General features: G+C 69.1%; 14 protein-coding genes and 4 pseudogenes. 6 read left to right on the top strand and 12 right to left on the bottom strand.

Annotation, left to right across the window (positions count from 1 at the left end; translation table 11 throughout):
• Window positions 1-132 precede the first annotated feature (132 nt).
• From ACFYXK_RS29510 to ACFYXK_RS29490, 5 genes and pseudogenes are all read right to left on the bottom strand, one after another.
• On the bottom strand, window positions 133-801 hold the full coding sequence (locus ACFYXK_RS29510; protein ID WP_389413877.1) for a class I SAM-dependent methyltransferase: 669 nt from the start codon (window positions 799-801) through the stop codon (window positions 133-135).
• A 73-nt stretch (window positions 802-874) separates the two neighbouring features.
• Window positions 875-1,105 (bottom strand): annotated as a pseudogene (locus ACFYXK_RS29505) (cation transporter); the annotation flags it as partial.
• Window positions 1,106-2,240: 1,135 nt separating this feature from the next.
• Window positions 2,241-4,178: a hypothetical protein gene (locus ACFYXK_RS29500; RefSeq protein WP_389413876.1), complete on the bottom strand. Its 1,938-nt coding sequence runs from the start codon at window positions 4,176-4,178 to the stop codon at window positions 2,241-2,243.
• Window positions 4,179-4,706: 528 nt separating this feature from the next.
• Window positions 4,707-6,332: a hypothetical protein gene (locus tag ACFYXK_RS29495; RefSeq protein WP_389413875.1), complete on the bottom strand. Its 1,626-nt coding sequence runs from the start codon at window positions 6,330-6,332 to the stop codon at window positions 4,707-4,709.
• 116 nt (window positions 6,333-6,448) lie between these two features.
• Window positions 6,449-6,778 carry a hypothetical protein gene (locus ACFYXK_RS29490; RefSeq protein ID WP_389413874.1) on the bottom strand — a complete coding sequence of 110 codons (330 nt, stop codon included), beginning with the start codon at window positions 6,776-6,778 and terminating at the stop codon, window positions 6,449-6,451.
• 63 nt (window positions 6,779-6,841) lie between these two features.
• Here ACFYXK_RS29490 and ACFYXK_RS29485 point away from each other — a divergent pair, with 63 nt between their 5' ends.
• Both ACFYXK_RS29485 and ACFYXK_RS29480 read left to right on the top strand, forming a co-directional pair.
• Window positions 6,842-7,141: a hypothetical protein gene (locus ACFYXK_RS29485; RefSeq protein WP_389413873.1), complete on the top strand. Its 300-nt coding sequence runs from the start codon at window positions 6,842-6,844 to the stop codon at window positions 7,139-7,141.
• An 88-nt stretch (window positions 7,142-7,229) separates the two neighbouring features.
• Window positions 7,230-7,406, top strand: coding sequence for a hypothetical protein (locus ACFYXK_RS29480; protein ID WP_389413872.1), 177 nt, complete (start codon window positions 7,230-7,232; stop codon window positions 7,404-7,406).
• 146 nt (window positions 7,407-7,552) lie between these two features.
• On the opposite strand, the pseudogene ACFYXK_RS29475 reads toward ACFYXK_RS29480, so the two are convergent.
• Window positions 7,553-7,686 (bottom strand): annotated as a pseudogene (locus ACFYXK_RS29475) (cold-shock protein); the annotation flags it as partial.
• On the opposite strand from ACFYXK_RS29475, the pseudogene ACFYXK_RS29470 reads away from it, so the two are divergent.
• Window positions 7,651-8,406 (top strand): annotated as a pseudogene (locus tag ACFYXK_RS29470) (IS5 family transposase); the annotation flags it as partial. The pseudogenes ACFYXK_RS29475 and ACFYXK_RS29470 sit on opposite strands and share 36 nt — an antisense overlap.
• 136 nt (window positions 8,407-8,542) lie before the next feature.
• Here ACFYXK_RS29470 and ACFYXK_RS29465 read toward each other — a convergent pair.
• The 3 genes from ACFYXK_RS29465 to ACFYXK_RS29455 all read right to left on the bottom strand — a co-directional run bounded on the left by ACFYXK_RS29465 (window position 8,543) and on the right by ACFYXK_RS29455 (window position 11,761).
• On the bottom strand, window positions 8,543-8,722 hold the full coding sequence (locus tag ACFYXK_RS29465; RefSeq protein WP_389413871.1) for a hypothetical protein: 180 nt from the start codon (window positions 8,720-8,722) through the stop codon (window positions 8,543-8,545).
• Window positions 8,723-9,277: 555 nt separating this feature from the next.
• A complete protein-coding gene (locus ACFYXK_RS29460; RefSeq protein WP_389413870.1) occupies window positions 9,278-10,318 on the bottom strand; it encodes an RICIN domain-containing protein in 1,041 nt (346 codons plus the stop codon).
• A gap of 408 nt (window positions 10,319-10,726) precedes the next feature.
• Window positions 10,727-11,761, bottom strand: a complete 1,035-nt coding sequence (locus tag ACFYXK_RS29455; RefSeq protein ID WP_389413869.1) for a hypothetical protein — start codon at window positions 11,759-11,761, stop codon at window positions 10,727-10,729.
• A 505-nt stretch (window positions 11,762-12,266) separates the two neighbouring features.
• Here ACFYXK_RS29455 and ACFYXK_RS29450 point away from each other — a divergent pair.
• The 3 genes from ACFYXK_RS29450 (at window position 12,267) to ACFYXK_RS29440 (ending at window position 14,309) form a co-directional block, all read left to right on the top strand.
• The gene (locus ACFYXK_RS29450) at window positions 12,267-12,548 is read left to right on the top strand and encodes a carbohydrate-binding module family 14 protein (RefSeq protein WP_389413868.1); all 282 of its coding nucleotides are present in this window, start codon (window positions 12,267-12,269) and stop codon (window positions 12,546-12,548) included.
• A 316-nt stretch (window positions 12,549-12,864) separates the two neighbouring features.
• Window positions 12,865-13,296: a DUF3052 domain-containing protein gene (locus ACFYXK_RS29445; protein ID WP_389413867.1), complete on the top strand. Its 432-nt coding sequence runs from the start codon at window positions 12,865-12,867 to the stop codon at window positions 13,294-13,296.
• 305 nt (window positions 13,297-13,601) lie between these two features.
• Window positions 13,602-14,309, top strand: a complete 708-nt coding sequence (locus tag ACFYXK_RS29440) for a hypothetical protein (protein WP_389413866.1) — start codon at window positions 13,602-13,604, stop codon at window positions 14,307-14,309.
• Between the two features lie 99 nt (window positions 14,310-14,408).
• On the opposite strand, the gene ACFYXK_RS29435 is transcribed toward ACFYXK_RS29440, so the two are convergent.
• From ACFYXK_RS29435 to ACFYXK_RS29425, 3 genes and pseudogenes are all read right to left on the bottom strand, one after another.
• Window positions 14,409-14,573 carry a hypothetical protein gene (locus ACFYXK_RS29435; protein WP_389413865.1) on the bottom strand — a complete coding sequence of 55 codons (165 nt, stop codon included), beginning with the start codon at window positions 14,571-14,573 and terminating at the stop codon, window positions 14,409-14,411.
• A gap of 404 nt (window positions 14,574-14,977) precedes the next feature.
• Window positions 14,978-15,177 (bottom strand): annotated as a pseudogene (locus ACFYXK_RS29430) (transposase); the annotation flags it as partial.
• Window positions 15,178-15,263: 86 nt separating this feature from the next.
• Window positions 15,264-18,734 carry a hypothetical protein gene (locus ACFYXK_RS29425; RefSeq protein WP_389413864.1) on the bottom strand — a complete coding sequence of 1,157 codons (3,471 nt, stop codon included), beginning with the start codon at window positions 18,732-18,734 and terminating at the stop codon, window positions 15,264-15,266.
• Between the last annotated feature and the right edge of the window lie 398 nt (window positions 18,735-19,132).

Below are 19,132 nucleotides of genomic sequence, written 5' to 3'. Positions count from 1 at the left end.
ATCAGGACCCCGGCAAGAATGAATCCGCCTCGGCCTCCATCTGACCGGATCCTCAGGAGGCGCCTTACTCAAGGCTGGGAGCGAGGGGTTTGGCTTCAGAGATGCGACAGCACCTCGCGCTCGGCATCTTGTTCACGCTGGCACGGTCTGGGTGACGCGCCACAGCCTGCGCGGGAGACCGCCCTCCTCAAAGGCGTGGACCTCCACAAGGCTCCAGTCCTCGGCCAGGGCATCGACCAGGCCGCGGGGGAAGAAGTGGACGGCGAAGCCGCCGTGCTCCCAGATGTCATCCCCGTGTCCGGTACCGGCCAGGTAGTGCGCGTCTCCGGTGTGGCGGACGGTGTAGACGAAGGCGCCGCCCGGTCTCAGCACGCGGCGGACTTCCGCGACCAGGGCGTGGATCTCCCTGGTGGACAGAGCCATGCACAGCAGCATGTGCGCGAAGACCGCGTCCACCGAGGCGTCAGCGATCGGAAGCGGCTCGCGCACATCGTGAATCGCCGTAGTGACCCGCTCGGCGACCTCTTGCGCGGCGGCAGCCTCACGCAGCTGCTCCAGCCCCACCGGGCTGAAGTCGGTGGCCAGCACGGAGAACCCCTCACGGGCGAAATACAGGGCATCACGACCATGCCCGGCGCCCAGCTCCAGCACCTCGTGTGCACCGGAGGCCCGGAACACCGCAGCGGCATGGACCGCCGGCACGGACGGCTCCTCACCGTACATCCCGGGATACTCGCCGTAGGTCTGCTGCCAGTGCTCACGCTGCGCCTCGGCCAGCTCCTCCTGCCCGTCTTCCGACATGCTGAGGACCCTCTCACCGCCTGACCAGGTATGAGGCAAGCCTAGATCCACACCGCAGCACCGGAGCCGCCCATCAGTTGCAGCAGTCGCACCCGGGACGGCAACCGCAAGCGCTGGCCTCAGCCACCGGTGTGGTCGCAACGGCAGCGGGCGGCGCGCAGCAGCCCTTGCCCTGCCAGGCGTCGCGGCCTTCCTTGACCGCGACGGCGGCGATGACGAGGGCGGCGATGGGGTCGGCCCACGACCAGCCCAGGGTGGCGTTGAGGACCAGGCCGACCAGGAGAACGGCGGAGAGGTAGGTGCAGCGGCAGCCCTCATGGGAAGCATCGCCGCGCCGGCCCAGGCAGCCACCCCGCTCAACAGCACCCCCCTGGCCTCCGCCAACGATGACGACATCAAGGCGAACGACGTGTTCGTCCAGAGGGGCACCGAGTCCAACACCCTCGTCTTCAACGAGAAGAAGTTGAATCTCCAGTCGAGTGAAGACACGTTCATCGACGAAGACGACTTCCACCACCCCATCCATCACCATGACGTTTTCGGGGGCGACGACGCCGTCATCGGGGTTGACGACGACTTCGACCACGGCTTCGGCAGGCTCGACGCCGACATCCAGCACCACGACCACCACGGCCGCCGCGACCACGAAAGCATCGTCATCGAAAACGAATAGCGGACACGGGGCACCCCCCACCTGAGACACGGCCCCGCCAGCCGACAGCTGGTGGGGCTCACGTCTGTACACCCCCCGGTACCGGTCTCGCCAGCGGCACGCCCTCACCGGGCCCAGGCTTCGATGGCGCGAACTCACGCCACGCCCCTCCACATGCGTGGAGGCCCCCACCACATCCGCGGATACGTCCCGGCGGCCAGCCGCTCCCTGACCCGGCGCAGCACCACCCGGCTCAGCCGGTGCGGGGCGATAGACGCGCACCGTGCGCTGTGCGACGGCGAGGCGGCCGCCCGCGAGGATCATGGTGCGGGTGCCGCCGTGGCGGTAGCGGAGATCGGTGATGGCGACCAGTCGGCCGCCGGCAAGGATCTGGTCCCCGACGCGCAGTTCGGTGGGCGGCGGCACGTCCACCGGTATCCGCCCCGCCGGGATCCGTACCCCGTCCCGGGCCTCGTCGGTGGCGGGTGCGGCCGGTGGCGGTGCGGCCGGCTCGCAGGCGACGGTACGGGCGATCCACTGGAAACCAGCCGAATCCGCCAGACGCGCCACAAGCGGGGAGGGATAGAGGACGACGACGCGGCCGTACGCCTGGCGGTGCCCGACCGCGCCCCGTGCTCGGCGCAGCAGTCCACCGGGACCAGGCATCGGTCCGTCGGTCGGTCGCCGGCGCGCAGCTGAATGGCGAGGGCTGAGGGGTTTCGTGCGGGTGGACCGGGTGGCGTCCCACGGCGACGCCGGAAGCGGTGTGGCCGTGGGACGCTGGTGGTCAGAGTCCGGGTGTGGCGGTGGCGTAGGCGACGTACAGGGTGCCGTTGTGGGTGGCGGTACCGGCCGCGGTGACGGTGTTGGCCGTGCCGGGGATCTGCTGGAAGGCGTCCCAGCCATTGGCGGTCTGGCGGTTCATCCACAGGTTCTCGTCTGTGCCCGGGATGACGCAGTGCAGGAGGCTCGCGTAGAGGGCCAGGGCGGGTGCGCCCGCGGAGGTCTGGCCCACGCTGGTCTCGACGGACCATGCGTAGTTGTTGTGGGACTTGATGTAGACCTGGCCGTTGCCGGCGGTGCGGGTCATGTGCATTCCGTTGCCGTGGGACAGCATGTTCGTCGCGAAGTACGAGCCACCTGCATTGTGCTGCTCGAATGCCCTCCAGGTGTTGTTGCTCTCCATGAGGGCGAAGTACGACTTGAGGTCCTGGGCGCCGCGGACCACGCAGTACAGGTGCCCGTCCGATGTGGCCAGAGCCGGGCCGTTGGTGGTCGTCCCGCGCAGTACGACGGAGGCCGTCCAGGTGATGCCGTTGGCGGTGGAGGTGACGATCACCCGGTTGTCGAGGTCACGGTGGGCCAGGTAGAGGCGGCCCGCGTGGACGGCCAGCGCCGGGGCGGAGAGGATGCCCGGGGAGGGCACCACCGTGTGGCCGCTCCAGGACGTGCCGTCGAAGCGGGTGATGTACACCTGCTTGTCGATGCCGGCGTGGGCGCTGTAAAGGTGGTTGCCGAAGCTGGCGAGGGCAGGCGCGTGATGGCTGACCCCGCCAGGCTGGGACGGGCTGTGCCAGCCGCTCGCGTTGTGGGCGCGCAGACCGATGCGAGGGAGTTTCCCGACGCGCGTGCGGATGGCCAGGTAGATGGTTCCGTTGCCGAGGAACCCGCCGCCGTTGAAGAGGTGGTCGTCTTCGTGGAAGGGCTTGGCCGCGATGGCGTTGAGCGCGGCACGGTCGAACGCGAAGACGCGCTGCTCGATCAGGTCGTCGGCGAAGAACGACACGAAGAGCTTGATGAGGTTGGCGATTCCCGAGGCGAAGGCGAGGATCTCACTCGCGCCGGCACTGAACTTGCCCTCGGGCAGGGCATCGGCCAGCTCCCACGCCGTCTTCGAGATCGACTCCAACGTGGCCAGCAGCTGCGTCGCCTGGCCGTGGTCCTCCTCCCAGCACTGGACGTTGAAGATCACGCCCCGCTCGGCGGTCCCGTGATAGATCACCGTGTTCGGGCCGAAGGGATGGCTCTCGCCGGTGTTGACGCCCTCGACGGTGTGGCTGCGCATCCACTGGCGGGTGCCGCCGTCCGCCGCTGCGGCGGTGGCGGCGTAGATCTCCTCGGAGCCGAACTCGTCGGACCCCACATACATGTAGAGGCGGTCCAGCCACACCTTGGTCATCACCGGGGCAGCGGCCACGTCGACCTGGTTCTCGGCCGTGGCCGAGGTCATCACCGTGGCGCCGTAGCCGTAGGCGCCCACCGCCCGCGCGTACGCCTCGGCCTGCGGCCCACGCGGGTCCGGGGCCGGGACGTCCACGTCGATCACGTTCACGTTCGCCTGCCCCGCGACCTCCTCGCCCACCGCCGGCAGATCGGCGGCCAGATCCTGGGCGGTGTAGCCGGTATCGATGGACCGGGCCGCGAGACTGTCAGGGAACACCCCGGCGCGGCCGGCCGTCTCCTCCACGTACACACGCCCGAAATCACGCAGCTCCTCCTCACCGAGGAGCCCCGCCACCGAGCCGAGCAGACGCGCCTCCAGGTCGGTGGGCTCCACACCTGCCTGCACGCGGGCCGCGCCGTGCAGCAGGATCCCCAGGAGCAGATTCGCCCCCCGCGACGACCGTGTCAGCCCCTCGAACTTCTTCGACACCGGCTCCCCACGCAAGTGCGCGCGCAACCGGTCCAGACGGTCGACACGGGAAACCACGAACTCTGACGACATGGGCAAATCCCATCCAGAGAGGAAGCGAAGCGCGACACGCCACGCACCCTTGATCCTCCCCACCCCATCACCCAGCGAGACAGTCCATTTACAGACGGTCAGCACAGGGCGGGCTTGAAACAGCCCCCGCCATCCCCACCGAGAACACCAGCCTCCCGACACAGCGCGCCAACGCGGCCACCCGGTCCGGGTGCACGCCCGGGAACCCGACGCCGCCACGAAGGCAGACCAGGAAACCGACCCCGGACCAGGCCGCCGTCCGCCGGGTACCCCGGCGCCCCGGCAGGTCTCGGCCCGCCGGGGCGCCGGAAGTACACCGCCAACCGCCGGTCAGCTGCGCACAGCCTGCCCATGCCCCGCACGCCCGGGACTGCGAGATCGCCCGCCAAGGCGAGTCGGAGGTCCACCACCTCCTCAAGCTGGAGATGGCCAGCGCCGCGCGGGATGCGGGCGCCCACGCCGAGCTGGAGGTAAGGGCGCCGGACGGCTCCTGGCGTGCGGGCAGCCGTCCGGGCCATGGGGCGTTGCCTACCAGACGGGGTACCTGTAGTAGGCGTCGCCCTTGAACAGCCAGACGGCATGGGCGTTGCCGGGTACCACGCTGGCGCCTGCGTCGATTCCCGCTTCGAACGGGGTGCTCTTCAGGCCGGCGAAGCCGTGGGAGATCAAGTGGGGTCCGCTGGTGATGCGCTCGGTGGCGATGTCGTAGCGGAGATACATGTTGCCCCTGAAGAGCCACACGTCGCTGCGGCCGGGCAGCACGTTGGCGGCGGCGTGGATCCCGTTTTTGAAGGTGCTGGCGCTCAGTCCTGGCCACCCTGCGGCGATGGTGTTCCTGTGGACGATCCGCTCGCCCGCGGTGTCGTAGCGGACGTAGGAGTCGCCTTTGAAGAGGTACAGCTCCGTGCTGCTGCCGGGGCGCAGGCAGGCGGCGTCGATACCAGTGGTGAAGGGGGTGCCGCGCAGTCCGGGCCACCCGTTGGAGATGGTGGCGGGCCCGCTGGTGATCCGCTCGGCGTTGAGGGCGTAGCGGACGTAGGAGTCGCCCTTGAACAGGTACAGGTCTGAGGAGTGGCCGGGCCTGGGGCAGGCGGCTCCGATGTCCGTGGTGAAGGCGGTGCCGCGCAGTCCGGGCCACCCGTTGGAGATCTTGGGCGCGGGCAGCGGGGGGCCCGCGCGCAGCGTCAGGCGCTGCCTGATCTTCCCGCCCTGCTGTGTGAAGTCGAGGGACATCTCCCGGCCGGGAGCGGCCTCGAGCGCCGCCATCGCGGCGCGGTCGAATTCGATGGTTCGCTCGGCTACGAAGTCGTCCGCGAGCCACCCGATGATGCTGGCGATCAAGTCGGCGATCGCGGAGGCGCCGGCCATGTACATGGACGTGTACTGGTTGCCCTTGCCCGGCAGGTTGCCCAGGTCGTCAGCGAGCCCTTTGAGACGGTTGGAGATGCCCGTGAGGCTGGGGACGAGCTGGTCCGACACCCCCTCGTCCGCCTCCCAGCACTCGATATTGCACGCGAGCACCTTGTCGACCGGACCGTCGTACAGGATGTGGTCCATGTCGAGGATGTGCGTCTCACCCCGGTCGACGTCTCCGTACGTGCGGGTGACGCTCGACTTCTTCTCGCCCCCGTCGGCTCCGGCGGCCAGCGCCCAGTAGATCTCGTCCGACCCGCTGATCTCGTGGTTGTCCTCGTTGACGCAGTACATCTTCGAGGGCACCAGCCGGAAGGGGATGAGGGAGCGTGACTCCCATGCGTCCTGGTGGCCTGACGCGGTCACCAGCGTCGCCCCGTACCCGTAATCGCTCATGGCCTGAACGAACGCGTCGGAGTCCCCCTCCCCGCCCTCAGGAGCGTCGAGGTCGATGATGTTCACATTCGGCTGCGCGGCGATCTCGTCCTGGAAAGCGGCCAAGTCCGCCATCAGGTCTTCGGAGGTGTACCCCTTGGTGACAGGACGCCGGGTGAGGCTGTCGGGGAACAGCTGCGGCGCACCAGGAGCCGACGTCTCCTCCTCATAGACCCGGCCCAGCTCGCGCGCCTCCTCCTCCGGGAGCACCTGCGTCATCGTGCCGACCAGGGACGCCTCCAGCTCGGTCAGCTCCCCGCCCGCATCCAGCCGCGCCGCCGCGTGCAGCATCGCTGCGTACAGCACTCGTGCCCCGCGCGAAGGCCGGGCCCGCGCCGCACGCCCGGCCGGGACTTCGCCTTTCAGCTGCGCACGCAGCCGTTGCACTCGCTCTTCTTGTGAAACAGCGGACTTAGTGGCCATCAACGATCCCGTCGAGAGGGGGGTGTTTGCTCCGAAAAGAGCACCTCTATCCTTCCATTTCCATTACTTAGCGAACAAGGATGATTACAGTCAGTGATGGGCGGCGTTTTGGACACCTCCCGTCTGAAACCGCGCCCTGTGCCGTAGCGGGTGGCGAGCGCGGCCCGCCACTCCGCGTCCTCGTCACCCTCCTCGTCCGGGATGACCTCGGCGATGACGGCCAGGTCCTCGGCGAGCTTCTCGCGGGGGACGGCCTTCTCGATCGCCGCCCACGCGTCCACCACCGACACCAGCTCCCCGGTGCCGGTGGGGGCGGTCTCCAGCAGCACCCCGATCGCCTTCGCGACCCGGCCGGCCGCTTCAGCTTCGGCAACGCCTTGAGCTTCTCCTCCTTGCCGACCCGGTCCGCCCGCGCGAGCAGGCGCGAGGCCATCAGGACGTCGAGGAGGTCCAGGGCGTCGTCCACGCTCGCCGACTCCAGATGCCGCACCGTCGCCAGCAGCGCCGCGGTCTTCCGCGTCTCCTCCAACTCCCGCAGCGTCGGAGCCTTCGACCCCATCCCGTACCGGGCCAGCCCTGCCATCCGCGCCATCGGCACCACCTCCAGCTTCCCCGCCCACAGCTCCCCCGCTCTGAACTTCACCCACGGCATGATCAACGTCACCTACCGCAGGAGACCAGCACGCTCATGAGCTTGGTCAGGGGCAAAGAGGGCTGGAGCGGCTCGAGCCTCGACCTCATGAAAACCCACCACACGCCCACCGGCCCAACTACGCATGGATGGCCTTCAGGGACACCATCGGCCGCGCCTGCCTGACCTGGCGCGAGTACTCCGACGAGTGGGGGTGGAAGTGGGAGCCCATACCCCTCACACGCGGACCCTGGACCTGCAACCCCCTCGCCGCGCCCTCCCTCACCACCCACAACGGCCGCCTCTACGCCATCTACCACGCCTGACCACCCCACGAGCCGCCTCCGGCGCAGGACACCCCGCGCCCGAGCGCACCGTACGAGCGTGTAGGCCCGCGGCGGTGCCTGTCTGCTGGGCCGGCTCATGCCGGTCCCAGCAGGCGGGTCCGGGCGAGAGCGCCTGGGCGGGGTTCCTACTCCGGCTGAACCTCGTCGGCCTGCAGCCCTTCTGCCCCTGGACAGCGACGAAGGCGACCGCCCGGCCCTCGTTCAGGGTCTTGAAGCTGTTCCCCTGGATCGCCCGGAAGTGCACGAACAAGCCGACGCCGAATGGGCCCTGATCGAACCCCTCCTCCCCGTCCCGGCCTGCGAAACCGAGGCAGGCGGAGCCCCGGAGAAACACCCCAGACGGGAGATCGTCGATGCCATTCGCTATGTCGTCGACACGGGCTGCAAGTGGAGAGCCCTCCCAGCCGACTACCCGCCCTGGCGCACAGTCTGGGGCTTCATGGCCCGCTGGACCGCGGCCGGCGTCGTCGGCCAGATCCGCGAGCACCTGCGCGGACGCATCCGCCGCGACATGGGCAAAGGCCCCAGAGCGGTGGCCACCGTGATCGACTCCCAGAGCGTCAAAGCCGCCGAGACCGTCGGCGCAGCCTCACGCGGCTACGACGCGGCGAAGACAATCAACGGCCGCAAACGCCACATCGTCGTCGACACCCGCGGCCTCCCGCTGCGGGTCATCGTCACCCCCGCCGACATGACCGACCGCGACGCCGCCAAGGAAGTCCTCTTCCGCCTCCGCCTCATGCACCCCGAAATCACCATCGTCTGGGCCGACTCCGCATACGCCGGCCAGCTCGTCACCTGGGCCAAGCAACACCTGCGACTCACGATCAAGACGGTCAGCCGGCCCAAGGACGCCACCGTATTCGTCGTCCTGCCCCGCCGCTGGGTCGTCGAGCGCACACTGGCCTGGCTCATGCACGCCCGCCGCCACGCAAGAGACTACGAACGGCTGGTCCAACACTCCGAAGCCCTCATCACCTGAGCCGCCATCACCTTGATGACCCGGCGCATCACCCAGAAGAAGAAGCTCAGCCCCTCCACCCTCGCCAAAGCCGCCTGAACCAGCACCTCCAGCCCACACGACGACTCGGTACCTCACACATGTAATGAACAGCTCAGGCGCTAAGCGTGCCCCGCCGGGTGATCTCGGCCTCCGTTTGGGCGTCCTCCTCTCGGCGCTCATTCACGACGGCCTCCAGCTTCTCCAGTATCTCCTCCAGCGTTTCCAAGGAGCATTCGCGTGACTCAGCACGGAGCGTGCGAATGTTGTTGAGGTTCTTGAGTGCTTCCGACATGGGTGCTCCTCCACGAGATGGGTTCGCCCGGTGCCTGCCCGCCCGGTGCGGCCATAAATCCGGCTGGCTACAGCCTAGTTGATGTTGTTTCGAACGTTGCCTTGTAGGCGATCACCCCGCGTTACCCGAGGCGGGAGTGGCGGCCTCGGGTATTGCCAATCAGGTCAGACGCCTTCGCCACGGCCAGGTCCGCGACCGTGGCGCGGCCCCGCTATCCGGTTCCCAGAAACCGTCATGTGTCATGGACGGCTCAGACACAGGCGGGGACGTCCCTCCGAGTGCCCGGCACTACGACTCGGCGTCGCCGGACCGGACGGCTACTGGGCCTTCGGTCCGTCAGCGGTCATGATCCTGCGCGGGACTTCACGGACACCCGGCCAGTCTTAGCTGCGCCCAACCCGATCGAACGGCTCCCGCCCGTCTGGCCGCCGGGCCGGCTGAGCAGCACCGTGTGCGGTCTGTCAGGGCGTGCCGGTGATGTGGACGGCTCGCTGACGGTTGCTCTCACTGTTCAGCAGGTGCCCCGGCAGCGTGTCGCTGTGGGCTGGGCAGGGCTTACCAGTCGCTGTCCTGGATGGGGTCCAGTCGCCACTTCTGGTTGTCACCGCCCTTCCACTCCCACTGATGAACGCTCGCACCGTTGTCGGCCGTGCCCGGGCCGCCGGCGACGTCGAGAACCTTGCCGCTGTGCTTGGCCACCAGACGGTAGTAGCCCTCACCCGCCGGCTCGATGCCCCACTTCTGGTTGTCACCGCCCTTCCACTCCCACTGATGAACGCTCGCACCGTTATCGGCCGTGCCCGGGCCGCCGGCGACGTCGAGAACCTTGCCGCTGTGCTTGGCCACCAGACGGTAGTAGCCCTCACCCGCCGGCTCGATGCCCCACTTCTGGTTGTCACCGCCCTTCCACTCCCACTGATGAACGCTCGCACCGTTGTCGGCCGTGCCCGGGCCGCCGGCGACGTCAAGGACCTTGCCGCTGTGCTTGGCCACCAGACGGGCCCGCGGGGGAATCGTCGTCCGCTGCCGCCCCTGGGGAAGGCTCTCGTCCAGCGCGTCGGCCAGGCGGTGGAAGGCACCCGTCCAGAAGCCGTCACCCAGCATGGCCGCCTGGGCGGAGCCGCGCACCACAAGCCCGTTGTCGCCGTCGTAGCCGGCGCGGTTCAGCAGCTCACGGAGCTCCATCTCGACCAGATCCAGCAGTTCCGGATCATCGACCTGCTCGCATTTGTTGAGGAAGGCGAAGAGCGGTACGTCTGCCGCACGGGCCATGCTCACGTGTTCGCGGGTCTGGGGCATGACGCTGTCCATCGCGGACATGACCAGGACCGCACCGTCCAAAGAGTGGGTCTTCAGCAGGTCAGGGACATCGGCGGCGGGGCAGTCGAGGTGCCTGTACCGGCGCCGGGACGTCTCGTACTCGAAGCGGTGGATGCCACTGCCCGAAACCGTCTCCCCGGCCTGCGCCTGACCGTCTCCCGGCTTCGCCAGGATCCTGACCAACGCACCGGCCATCGTGGTCTTCCCATGCCCGGCATGCCCCAAAGACGCAATCGTCAACTCGGGCTTGTCCACCTGAACACCATCGGCGACCACAGCCACTCCTCCCTGCCGGCTGCCCACACAGCAACGGCCGCGACATGATCCCCACCGCCCGCCCGCACCCACAAGATCGCTTTTCCAGCCACCCCGCCACCACCCCGGCAGCCCCCAGCCGGCCCCACCAACCACGCCCGGCCAGCAAGCGGCCGCTCCGCCCAGTCCTCGAAGCGCTGCGCCGGAAATCCAGCCGGTAGAGCGCGTGCGGTGACGCACGTCTGCCCAGGTGTGCAACGTGCTCGCGGGTGACGGCGAACAGGCCGACGCTGCGCTGCTCACCGCTGAGGGTGAAACGCGCGTGAGCGCGGCCGGCCGGGGAGGAAGCCGCGGCCACGCTCACGAGTCACACGGGGAAACCGGCAAGGCTCCCCGGTGCGCTGGGGGACGCGCGGTCCTTGTCAGGGGTCAGGCGCCGACGGTGAAGGTGAGGACGTGGTCCTTCAGCCTGACCCGGGTCCGTCCCGTCTCCCGGCCGTCCACCCGGGTCCGGTAGCCGCCGGTCTTGAGAGCCTTGGCGAACGCGAGGGTGTAGCTGCCGGCGGGAAGGTGGGCGAGAGCGAACTCGCGGCTGAAGGACAGCGGGTAGACCGGCCTGGTGCCCTTCACCGTGATCTTCTCGCTGCTGACCACTACGCCGTCGGGGCCGGTCAGCGTCAAAGTGCCCGTGATCCGCGGCTTGACCTCCTCGACCAGGTTGAACCGTTCCTCCAGATACGCCACCGATTCCCAGAAGTACGGCTTGGCGTGGAAGGACACGCTCGCCTTCTGGTACGAGTCCTCACTCCAGCCCACCGTCAGTTCCAGATGGGAGGTGACCTTGCTGCCGGTGCTCTTGCAGGTGTCCTCTCCCGACTCCGGAGAGCGCAGCGACCGGTACACGTGCGCATCCGGCAGCTTCACGCCCGTGTTGATCCAGTCGATACCGCCTGCCGCGCCCGGCCCCCACCGGTGCAGGAAATAGGTTCCCCCCAGGGCCATGCGGCGCACCGTACCGGGCAGGTGGGTGTGCCCGGCACGATCTCTGACCGTCGCGTATTCAGCCGCCTCGCCCTGCTCGGCCAGCCTCTTCAGCTCGGCCTGCGCCTCCCTGACATCCGCGCTCGTCAGCTCCACCTCGGTGGTGATGCGCAGCCCTTCCACCACGCGCTCGCTCACCGTGAACTCCCAGCGCGCCTCGACCGGGCCGTGATACCAGTGCGCGAGCCCGGTCAGGGCCAGGCCGTCGGAGCTCTGGCCCGTGACCGCGAGGAGCGGGGACGTATCCCAGAACTTGTCGATGTCGCCTGAGTCTTCGCGCTCGACGAGTTTCGGGTGAACGCTGGAAGCCATGTAGGAGAAGCCGCGGGACACAGCCCCGGCCATGGCCCGCCTGTTCTGGCCGTGGAGCGCGGTGATGAAGAAACGGACGGCCGGCTGCGTCAGTTGCTCAGAAGAGATCACACACCCAGCATGACGGTCACACAGCGTCATTTCACCGCACCACGCACACCCTGCGGCCCGTCGCCGGCCACCGCGCACTGCCGGCCCGCACACCGCCCGGGGCAGGCCGGTATCGCGGGACGTAGCCGGGCGGCAAGATCCGAACGGGTGGCGGCCGACCGCGGCCCGCAGGGGCGACCGGTCTGGTGGATCGAATCGCCGCCCGCCGCCCCTGCCGCGGCCCGCGCTCCGGCTCGTCCGGCTTGGCGTGCGGCCGGGTATGAGCGCGCACTCTGTTCCAAAGGTCCCGGCGCAGGCACCGGCCCCAGCCCCGACACCGGACGCGAAGGGGGTCCTGGCCCCGGCGCAGCCGCGTGCGTGGGCTGACCGAGGTGGGCGACTTCCTCGGGCCCCAGGCGTCGCGGGATCCTCGCCTGTCGGCTGGAAGAGGTCTGGCGGCCGCGTGCCCTTGCCCCTTTGGCTGGCGTTGATCAACGCGTCATCCGATCAACGGAGGGGAAAACCGATGAAGAAACTCAGCATGGCCGCCACCATCGCCGGCCTGATCCTGGCCGGAGCGGCCACGCCGCAGGCGATGGCCGCCGACGAACCACAGCCCGTCACCAAGGAATGCCCCGGTGGCAGCCAGTACTACGGAGACGCCGACTTCACGAAGTTCTGGGAATGCTCCAACAACATCGCCTACCGCTTCGACTGCCCCGCCGGCCTGCACTGGGACCTCACCCTGCTGACCTGCAACTACCCCGAACGGGCCAACCGCACCGAAGGCGACCACCTCCACACCTAGCAGCCCCGCCGACTTCCGTCGTCCCTCGGCGGCGGACCCACGGGAGGGGCGGGACTGAAAACCGCGATCGTGCTCACGGGCGGCGCGGCCCCGCATCCGGGCCGCGCCGGCGCCCGCTCGCAGGCCCGGCAACGCGGGCGGGTCCTCACCACACCCACAGGCGTCCTTCATGCGCTCCGTCAGGTGCCCACAGGCTTGCTCCACGGTCCGGAGAAGCCCACATGGACCATCCACCCCATAGTCACCATGCGTATCTGCTTGGATACAGATGCGAGCACTACGGGTGTGCTCACTTCCGGATGCAGAGGGGTCATCGATGTCAGCGACAGCGGATCACGCAGAGACGAACCTGGCCGTCAGGCTCGGCTTCCAGCCCGACCAGACCGTCCAGGAGATCGGATACAACGAAGACGTCGACCAAGAACTCCGCGAGGCGATCGAAGCGGCAACCGGCACAGAGCTGGTCGACGAGGACTACGACGACGTCGCCGACGCCGTACTCCTGTGGTTCCGCGAAGACGACGGCGACCTCACCGACGCACTGGTCGACGCCATCGCATACATGGCGGAAGGCGGCTCGATCCTCCTGCTCACCCCCAAGAGCGGAAGGGACGGCTACGTCGAGCCCAACGAGATCGGCGAAGCATCCACCACCGCCGGACTGTCCCAGACGAAATCCATCAACGCCGGCAAGGACTGGAACGGCTCCCGCCTGATCACACCCAAGGGCGCAGCCAAAAAGCGATAGCACCCCGAGGCCGATACCGACTGATGCGGCCCGTCGCCGTACCCGGGGTCAAGGTGTGTCACCGGACCAGCCCCAGCGGTTCCGCTCGCCGGGGCGCGGGTCATACAGAGCGCGGCCGCCGGCACCGAACCGGCCGAGCCAGGCCATCAGCACGGCGCCCGGGCTGGACCTCGTCCGCCGTCCACCCCGTGGTTTCTGGCAGCAGGCCGCCGCCGAGCCCGGCATCGGTGCGGCCGGGCCGTTGCGATGCCGCGGGCTGACCGATCGCGGTCCCTGGCGCCGCGGGCCGCCTCTACCGTGTGGCCATGGACTACATCCCCCGGCAGGCGGTGCGCGCGCTCCCCTTCGACGGCTGCGACATCATCTTGCGCTACACCTTCGAACACCCGGCCCTGCCGTTCGAGTTCGAGGACACGCTGGAGGTGTGGTCGGTCGCCATCCTGCGCTACCACCCCGAGGACGGCTGTCCGCAGTGCCCGTCGGATGGCGGTCTGTGCCGTTTCGAGGGTGGGACGCCGCTGGGTGAGATGGAGTTCGTCCGGATCCGCGACTACACCCAGGACCCCGCCTGGGAAGCAGCCGACGCCCACACCGGCGACATCGAGAAGATCGTCTCGGTGTGCACCGACCCCGCCGACGCGATGACGCCCGGCCTGCACTGGTCACCCGCGTTCGAGGAGCGGATCGACGTGCCGGCCGGGGACCTCCTGATCATGGACCGGGTGAGGATCGAACCAAAGTGGCGCGGGTACGGAATCGGTGCCCTCGCCGCCGCCGAAGCGATCCGCCGCCTGGCCGCCGGATGCTGCGCCGTCGCCTGCGAGCCGGCACCCACCGACGGGGACTACGACGGTGACGAGGCCGGCTACAAGGCCGCCCAGGCCAAGATCGCCAAGGTGTGGGAATCGGTCGGGTTCGAGGAGTTCCACGACGGGATCTACCTCCTCGACCCCGCCCTGCAACACCCCATCGACTGCCGAACCAGCTGGCAGAAACACTTCGGACGGCGATAACCCAGCACAGCGCCGCCGGCACTGCGCCCGCCACTCCCCATCGCGGTGGGCGAGGGCCGCCACCCCATCCGGGCAGCGGCCCCTCGCGCACCACATCGGCTACGGAGCCGGGGTGAACTCCACCTCCGTGCCGCCGCACCCGGCGGCAATGTCCAGCAGCCGCTCCCGCTCCGCCCCGTCCGCCGCCAGGCCCCAGCGGAGCTTGGTCGCCGTCCACTCCGCCCCGTACCGGCACAGCGCAACCGGTTCGGTCGTCGACTTCAAGGTCACCGCGATCGAGGACACCCCCGCCCTGCGCGTCCGCCTGGCCGGACGGCTACCGCCCGGCCAGGTTCCACCGGTGTGACCATCACGCCCCTGACACGGCAAGAGACCCCGACCGGCCCGGGGGGGGAAGGGCCAGTCGGGGCGCGGCCCGGGCCAGCCGGGGGAGGGCCAGCCAGGGCGCATAGGAGGTGTGGGGGCGGGAAAGGGCTGGTCGCCTCGCGGCGGAGGGCGCTGCGGGGCTTCAGCCGAACGACCTTCCCCGCAGGCGATTGGTCGGGCCCGGGAACATCAGCCCCTTCGCCCACACCCACACAGATAAATTGAACGGTCAACCATGCCCGAATGTTCCCGGCCCCGCCGGCCACTGCCCGGCCAGCTCACCCGGCAGCCATGGCCGGCCCCGGCGCGGAACCAGGCGACGTCCCCCACGCCCAGCCCGTCCGGCTCTGGTAGAGGATCGCGTTCACGATCTCCCGCTCGCATAGGCACCCTGGTGGCCGCTGACCGAGCAATGCCGGTCCTTCCATGCCGTGATCACAGGCTCGATCAACGACCACTGCCCATCCGATAAGTCGCTTGAGTGCGGCTTCCGTTCACTCACCCCGCCACCCCAACAGACCACCGGCCGCGGACCAGCGGATTCCGCCCGTACCACACCATCAGGCGACGACAGCAGCACTCAAAGGCTCACGAACCGCCCTCTGAGGTTCCCCCGAGGTGCGGAAGGTTGCCGGAGATGGCCTGATGGGCCATGCGAAGGTCGGTCAGGGAGCGGCCGACGGCATCAGGATTCAGACGAAGCGTTTGGACGGGCAGGATGCCGGTGAGGGCGTGGATCGGGGCGTGGGGGTCGGCGAGCAGGGTGACGTGGTGGGTGATGGGCGGATTGTCGGGGTCCTGGAGTGGGCGGGGGGGCAGGGCGAGGTGTTCGCCGGTGCCGATGGGCTGGAGGTAGGTGCCGCCGTCGTCGGCGGGCTGCATGGCGTGGAACGCTGTGTAGTCGGCGGGGGTGTCGGGTCCTGTGGAGCTGGCGTAGTAGCCGATAAGGCCTTCGGAGGGTTCGTTGGGGTCGCCGAGGCGGATGGGCCAGGCGCCGTCGAGGTAGTTGTCGCGGGGCGGGGTGATCGCGGTGTTCCAGCTGGGGTCGGTCAGGGGAGGGCCTTGCAGCTCCAGGCGCAGTTCTGCGCCGATAACGGCGATCGGCCGGCCGGCGAGGCCTGCCAGGGCCCGGTCGGAGTGCGCTCCCGGGTCGGGGATGGTGGCCAGGCTCTGGTCGAGCGTGGTGAGGAAGGCTGCGAAGACGGTGGCGGTCTGATCACGCAGATGGCGTAGGAGGGGGACGAGGCCGGGGTGGGCGGCTTCGAAGTCCCGGGCGTCCAGGTCGGGGTGGGGGGAGGAGGGCAGTGCTGTCCAGGTGGGGGCCTGTCCGGACCCGGTTTGGGTCACGTGCAGGCTGCCGAGTCCCTGGCCGTCGGGTGCGTGGACGAGCAGTGATGTGTCGATGTGGTTGGGGAGCAGCCAGCCCAGCACGGGCGGAGGCTGGCCGGGCGTGTTCGCGGTGGCGGTGCTGGGTGGTTGTGCGGTGAAGCCGAGCCTGGTGGGCTGCAGCAGGCGGGGCGGCAGCTGGGCGAAGCGTTGGAGGTCGGTGAGTTTGCCGCTGGCGGGATGGTCTGGCACGACCGAGGGGGTGCGGTGCAGTACACGCTGTTGGTTGTTGCTGGTGTCGATGACGGGCAGGCTCCTGCCGAAGCGGTCGATGATTTCAAGTTCGCAGAAGAAGAGGTGGCCGGCTCGGACGGGCTGGAAGTTGGCCTGGTGCGGCACGGCTGAGGTGTCCTGGAGCCCGGTGATCGCCGCTGTGGCGGGGTCTGGTCCGAGGTTGGCGGTCGGGTCGTGCTGCAGCAGCCACGAGTTGAAGCCGTCCAGGGTCTGGGACAGCAGGTCGGCGTTCAGCAGCTGGGTACGCAGGGCACAGAGCTCGTCGGCGGGCAGGTGCGGGAAGGTCGCCAGGTATCGGGCGAGTTGCGATCGCAGGACGGACTGGGTGGTGGGGGCGAGGTAGGTACGGGCGTTGTGGATGTGCCATCGGAGGTTTCCCTCCCCGTCGCCTGCCTCGGCGCCGTCGCCGTCCCATTGGTGGGTGAATGTTGTGGGATTGAGTGTCCAGTGTGGGGGGCGGCCGGGCTCGGTGCGGTAGGGGGTGCGGACGTATTGAAGGCTCCAGGACAGGAATACCGGCTGCCAGGGCTGTCGCCAGCTGCGGGTGTATTCGGGCCACGGGCCGGTGCGGGCGCCGGGATCGCCGGCGATCACGTCCAGAGCGGTGCGCGCCGGGTCCAGCCGGATGAGCGCGGCCTGGTCGAGCAGGGCGAATTCGCGCAGCAGCAAGTCGGCGGCGGCTTGGATGTGGCTGGGCAGGCTATCCAGATATTTTGGGGCGGGGGCGACGGCGGGGGGGTCGTGCGGTGTGCCGTCGATGATGACCTGGGTGACCAGGCGGGACGGGAGCCGCAGCGGCAGTGGATTCTCGGGGTCGCGGGTGAGGGCATCACGGCTGCCGGCGCCCCGCAGCATGACGACCGGGTCGCCGGGGGCGAAGTAGTTGCCACGGACCGCGCGCTGCAGTTGCAGATGGGACGGCAGGCCCCGGGCGGCTGCGTACTGGTCGGCTTCGCGCTGGACGTCCTCATCGCTCTCGGAGCTGCCTCCCGGAATGCCGGTGAGCAGCCCTGCGGCTTGCTGGGCGAGGGTGCTGATGCCGGTGGCCAGGCGGAGGTATTCGGCTTGTGCGTCCTGCTCGAAGTTGGGCGGGCGGCGGCCGTTGTCGCGGGTGCCGAGGGTGTCGCTGGGCAGGTCGATGAGCCATCGCAGGGTCCAGGCCCGGCCGCGGGCGTGGGTGAGTTGCTGTGTGACGGTGTCGTAGTCGGCCTGGGTCTGGTTGAGCTCGGTCAGCCAGGCAGGGGGCGGGGGTACCGGAGGCGGGATCTCGCCGGTGTCGCAGGGGCGGGGGACGATCTGCCACAGGTGGCCGCCGTCGTGACCGGAGAACCCCGAGGCGTGCAGGTCGTGGTCCAGTGCGTTGCCCGCGCCGGGCTTGTCGATCCGCTCAAGGGTGCCCTGGAACAAGGCGGTCATCAGGTCCGCGGTGCGCCCGTCGCCGGCCTGGTGTGCGGTCCGGGCGGCAAGGTCCTCGGCCGCCGAGTGACCCAGAGACACCTCGACCCTCGAGGCGGTGGGCTTGTCATCGTCGGGACGAGGCCCGTCGTGGTCCCACGCGATGGCGAACGCCGTGCCTGCATAGACGGTCCGGCAGAGCGTCGGAGGCAGTTCGTCCTGGCCGGAGTCGTTCTGTGGCGGCTTCCAGCCGACCGCCGCGAGCAGCCCGGCCAGCCCGGGTTCGGCGTCGGGAGGGATGAGTCCGGGGATGGAGGGGGCCTGGAGGAGGAAGTCGCGCAGGGGATCGCTGTACCAGCCCAGCACCTGATAGCTGACTGTCGCCAGTTCAGGCAGACCGTCGTAGTCACCTGAATTGCCGGGGTCGTAGAGATCCAGCAGGCTGTCCCGCAGAGAGAACACGCCCTGGTGGTAGGGCTGGAAGAAGGCGAATGCGGGCACGCCGGGGCCGATGGCCGTCAGGAACAGTTCCCGGGCGTCGGGTTCGTCCCACGGGCCATCGCTCAGGTCGTGAACACGCCCGATCCAGTCCATTTCCGGCGTGGAGGCGCGCGGGTTGATGTAGCGGGACGTCCCCATGCCGCGACCCTGCGGATCGTCGGAGTCGAGGTAGTCGCTGTAGACGACCCAGCCGGCCGCGGTGCGCTGTCCGGGGGGACCGGCGTAGCGCACGACCAGCCACCGGTTGGGCACGAGCGGGAAGCGGCTGGTGCCGGTGGCCTCCTCGAAGTAGCCGTCGGTCAGGGCCTCGGGCAGCTGCCACTGCACGTGCACGCCCTTGAACTCTCGTTGGCCGGGGTAGATCAGGGGCATGGTGCCGGGCCGGTAGGGTTCGGCACTCTGCTTGCGTTCGATCAGGTTCTCGAAATCGGGCTGCCACTGCCGAAAGGCGTCTTCCCTCGGCGTGGAGGGTGTGGGGTTGACCGCATTGTTGACCACCAGGGCGTGGACGCGGACCGGCACGATCAGGTCGGTGTCAGTCATGAGGTGCTCCAAGGCATCGTGGTGTCGCCGTCCCCCTTGGGGCGCAGCAGTTGCTGGCAGGGGGCGTTGATGAGCTGGACGCCGAACTGGCTGGGGCGCAGCTCATCGGGGGACTGTTCGGGTCGTAGATCGAGGGCCTGTGCCAGGGCGGGGATGAGGGCGTTGGGGCCCCGCAGGTCGAGGCAGCCACCGGTTCACCGCGTTGATGTCATCGTGGTCCAGAAGCGTGCTGACATGGCTTCGGCATGCGTGTTCTTCACCCAGTCGGTAAAGGCGGCTCTGATCCAGCCCGCGCGTCAACGTGAGCTCACCCGGCTTGGCGGACGGCACCTTCCCGGCCAGGAGGCTCCCCTCAGGCAGCGCCTGCCGAGACCCGACAAACGTCGCTTGCCAGACTG

This window comes from Streptomyces sp. NPDC002209, from assembly GCF_042890265.1.
In the GTDB taxonomy this organism is placed as follows: Bacteria; Actinomycetota; Actinomycetes; order Streptomycetales; family Streptomycetaceae; genus Streptomyces.
This window is presented reverse-complemented; position numbering and strand designations above follow the sequence as displayed.

Bases quoted from the DNA above. Each gene is read 5' to 3' on its own strand.
- ACFYXK_RS29510 (WP_389413877.1), bottom strand. From the start codon at position 801: ATGTCGGAAGACGGGCAGGAGGAGCTGGCCGAGGCGCAGCGTGAGCAC.
- ACFYXK_RS29500 (WP_389413876.1), bottom strand. From the start codon at position 4,178: ATGTCGTCAGAGTTCGTGGTTTCCCGTGTCGACCGTCTGGACCGGTTG.
- ACFYXK_RS29480 (WP_389413872.1), top strand. From the start codon at position 7,230: ATGGCCTTCAGGGACACCATCGGCCGCGCCTGCCTGACCTGGCGCGAG.
- ACFYXK_RS29465 (WP_389413871.1), bottom strand. From the start codon at position 8,722: ATGTCGGAAGCACTCAAGAACCTCAACAACATTCGCACGCTCCGTGCT.
- ACFYXK_RS29450 (WP_389413868.1), top strand. From the start codon at position 12,267: ATGAAGAAACTCAGCATGGCCGCCACCATCGCCGGCCTGATCCTGGCC.
- ACFYXK_RS29445 (WP_389413867.1), top strand. From the start codon at position 12,865: ATGTCAGCGACAGCGGATCACGCAGAGACGAACCTGGCCGTCAGGCTC.
- ACFYXK_RS29440 (WP_389413866.1), top strand. From the start codon at position 13,602: ATGGACTACATCCCCCGGCAGGCGGTGCGCGCGCTCCCCTTCGACGGC.
- ACFYXK_RS29425 (WP_389413864.1), bottom strand. From the start codon at position 18,734: ATGACTGACACCGACCTGATCGTGCCGGTCCGCGTCCACGCCCTGGTG.